Source organism: Parasynechococcus sp., assembly GCF_042954245.1.
Lineage (GTDB): Bacteria > Cyanobacteriota > Cyanobacteriia > PCC-6307 > Cyanobiaceae > Parasynechococcus.
In genome coordinates this window covers 1-3,309 of sequence record NZ_JBGKDP010000113.1, presented here as the reverse complement: position 1 = coordinate 3,309, position 3,309 = coordinate 1, and the positions used below count along the sequence as shown (strand labels likewise).

At 63.3% G+C, this 3,309-nt stretch carries 3 protein-coding genes; 1 reads left to right on the top strand and 2 read right to left on the bottom strand.

The features are described from left to right. On the top strand, window positions 1-1,203 hold a 1,203-nt coding region (locus ACGVJ8_RS05100), incomplete at its 5' end, for an O-antigen ligase family protein (protein ID WP_392346017.1). Here the strand turns inward: ACGVJ8_RS05100 and ACGVJ8_RS05095 are convergent. Both ACGVJ8_RS05095 and ACGVJ8_RS05090 read right to left on the bottom strand, forming a co-directional pair. Next, window positions 1,190-2,764 carry a B12-binding domain-containing radical SAM protein gene (locus ACGVJ8_RS05095; protein ID WP_392346016.1) on the bottom strand — a complete coding sequence of 525 codons (1,575 nt, stop codon included), beginning with the start codon at window positions 2,762-2,764 and terminating at the stop codon, window positions 1,190-1,192. The two genes, ACGVJ8_RS05100 and ACGVJ8_RS05095, sit on opposite strands and share 14 nt — an antisense overlap. A gap of 56 nt (window positions 2,765-2,820) precedes the next feature. Next, window positions 2,821-3,309 (bottom strand): chloride channel protein (locus tag ACGVJ8_RS05090; RefSeq protein ID WP_392346014.1); only part of this gene is annotated, 489 nt, incomplete at its 5' end.

The window sequence follows — 3,309 nt, the reverse complement described above, 5'->3', positions numbered from 1 at the left end:
CTCGGCCTGCTGCTGCTCCCCTCTTCGGTGTTGCTGGCCAGCCTGCTGTTTGTGCCTGTGTTGGTGCTGGGAAGTCGCCGTCGTGAACGGTCCTACTGGTGTGATCACTGGAACTGGCCGCTACTGGCGGTTGGCGGGCTCATGCTCCTTGGTTGTTTCAGCGCCATGCGAGCTGATCTGGCTTGGGCAGGTCTGGCCAACTGGCTGCCTTTCTTCTGGGGGTTCTGGGGGTTTCAGCCCTATGTGGCGGAGGCGGGGGCGCGTCGCCGTGCAGCGCTCTGGTTGGTGGCCGGCACGGTGCCAGTAGTGGTGACTGGCCTGGGCCAATTGTGGTGGGGTTGGCAGGGGCCCTGGCAGGTCCTTGGGGGCCTGGTGATTTGGTTCATGGCCCCTGGAGGCGAGCCGGAGGGCCGGCTGTCGGGCCTGTTCGATTACGCCAACATCGCTGCGGCCTGGTTGGCGCTGGTTTGGCCGTTGATGCTGGCGGCCCTGGTGCAACCCGGACTCGATCGCAGTCGTCGGAGTGTGGTTCTGATCCTGGCTGTCGCCTTGGTGTCGGCACTTGTGCTCACGGAGTCCCGCAACGGCTGGGGCGCGTTGGTGCTGGCGGTGCCCCTAGTCCTTGGGCCGGTGACTTGGCCCTGGTTGCTGCCCCTGCTGGCCCTTGGGTTGACCCCTGTTCTGTTGGCGGTGTTGCCAGGTGTCCCGGAGTTGCTCCAGGACCCTGCCCGGGCGTTGGTGCCCGAGTCGGTGTGGTCACGGCTCAGCGATAGCCGCTACGCGGGGGAGCGTGCTCTGGCCTCCACTCGTCTCAGTCAGTGGGGCGTAGCTTTGCAGTTGATCGCTGAACGGCCATGGCTGGGCTGGGGTGCTGCGGCTTTTTCCGTGCTGTATCCCTTGCGCACGGGCAAATGGCATGGTCATTCCCACAACCTGCCGTTGGAGCTGGCTGTCAGCAGTGGGGTACCGGCGGCGCTTGTGCTGGTGGGTCTGGTGCTGTTGTTGTTGATCGTCTCCTTGCGGTGCAGCCGCATGGGTTTGTTTGATCGCGCTTGGTGGGCTGCGGTGCTGGTGCTGGTCCTGCTCCATGGCACCGATATGCCTTTCTTTGACAGCCGCCTGAACATTGCCGGTTGGATCCTGCTGGCCGGACTGCGCAGTCGGATTCGGCAGACCGAGATGGCGGCGGTCAGCCCAGGCTGAGGGCCTGTTGGCGGTGTTCCTGCAGCTTCTCCTGACTCAAGGGGCCATCCAAATGCCCCCAGGGCAAGACCGTGTCAGAGGCCCAGTCGTCGTGCACCACGCTTTGCCAACTGGGGGGGAGCGGCAAGATAACGCTCGCGCTGCGGGCTTCAGGGAGTTCACCTGCTAAGGCGGCTCTGTAGGCCTTTTTCCAACCACCCAGGCTTTCTTGGGAGCCGCGCACCGCTGCGATCACGGGCGCCAGGCGTCGGTCGCTGCGAGAGAGCAGGGCCTGGATCACGCTCCAGCCATAGCTTTCCGGACGCAGATCAATGCCTTTGGGTTTGAGCCGTTTCGCCAGCAGTTTCAGGCGTTTTTCCGCCTCGGGGCGTACCCCCTGCCATTGGAAGGGGGTATGGGCCTTGGGTACGAAAGTGCTAACCCCCAGGGTGAAGCGCAGCCCAGGGGTGCCTTTCTTGAGGCTCAGTAGCAACGCTGCGGTGCTCTCCACATCGTCGTTGTCTTCGCAGGGAAGTCCCACCATTCCGTATAGCTTCAGGGCCTTCAGTCCGCCTTGCTTGGCATGGCGGGCGGCGGCTTCGATTTCCTCACCGCTGAGTTTTTTGTTCACCACGCGGCGCATGCGTTCGCTACCGCTCTCGATCGCGATGGTGAGGGATTTGCTGCCTCGCCCTGCCAACACAGCCGCCAACTCCGGAGTGACCGTTGCGGCCCGGACGGAACTGACGCTGACGCGTAGGTCATCGAAGCGGTCTTGGGCCAGCCACTGGAGTAGATCGCTGAACTGGGGGTGCTGGGTCACGGACGCCCCCAGCAAGCCGAGGCGTTTGGTGGCCTTCAGTCCTTTTTCCACGGCTGGAATCAGCCCGTCATCTAACGATGGTGTCCGGAACGGCAGGGTCAGATAGCTGGCCAGACAGAAGCGGCACAGTTCGGGGCAGCTGCGCACCACTTCCACCATGTGGATGTCGGGCCAGGCCGCTTCCGGGGTGATCACCGTCGAGTGGCTGAGGCTGTTGCCGCGCCAAGTCTGTTTGGCCACCCCTTCTGGAAGAGTTGCATCCACCGGTGCCACCCCCAGCAGGGTTCCGTCCACTGCATAGCAGGGTGCGTGGAGCTCAGGTACGTAGATCCCCGGCACCCGGGCCAGATGCTGCAGTTGTTCGGCTCGGGGTTGGCCCTTCACGCTCTGGAGGGCATCGATAAAGGCAGGCAGCAGGTCTTCGCCATCGCCCAGCAGCACTACATCAAAAAATGGTGCAAGGGGCTCGGGATTGGCGGTGAGCACAGGTCCGCCACCAAACACGATTGGATGGTCGTCGGTGCGCGCGTGGCTCCAGATCGGGATTCGCTGCTGCTCCAGCAGATCGAGCAGGACTGGTCCGTCGAGTTCCCAGCTCAGAGAAAGCCCAAACAAGTCGCAGTGCCGGTGGGGTGGATCCCCCTGATCAGTGAACAGCCGGCGCACGTCAACATCAGACCGCATCGCCAGAGTGGACCAGACGATCTGATAGCCAAGGCTGGTGATGCCCACGGTGTAGGTGCTAGGGAAGGCCAGCACCGTGCGCAGGGCTCCCGGCTCCGGCGTCGCCGGATCAAATAGCAGCGTTTCCTGGTTCAGCTGGGCTCTCCTGTTGGGCCTGATGGCGGGGTTGGCGGCGTGAACGGACGTCTGTAGCGGTTGAGCTTCATCTCCATCCGATCTTCAGCGTCGAGTTCCATGCCCATCTGACGTTCGTAGATCGAGTGGGGGTGGAACATTCGGGCGATCACGAAGCTGGTAAGGCAGGCCACAAGGATCGGTTTGAGGATCAGCAGATCCTTGGTGAGGGCAAAGGCCAGGAACATCGCTGAGATCGGCGTGCGCGAACAGCCAGCAACGAAAGCGCCCATTCCAGCGAACACATAAGTGGTGGGCACATGGCCGGTGAGGGCCTCAACGCCACTGCCACCGGCTAGGCCAATGGCCCCTCCCAGCGTCAGCATCGGCATGAACAGCCCCCCTGGCGCCCCCGAGCCTGCCGCCAGACCGGTGCTGAAGAAGAGCACCACAAAGCTGGCGAGGGCCAGGCTGATGTCGGCCTTGCCGGCACCAATCAGGTGTTT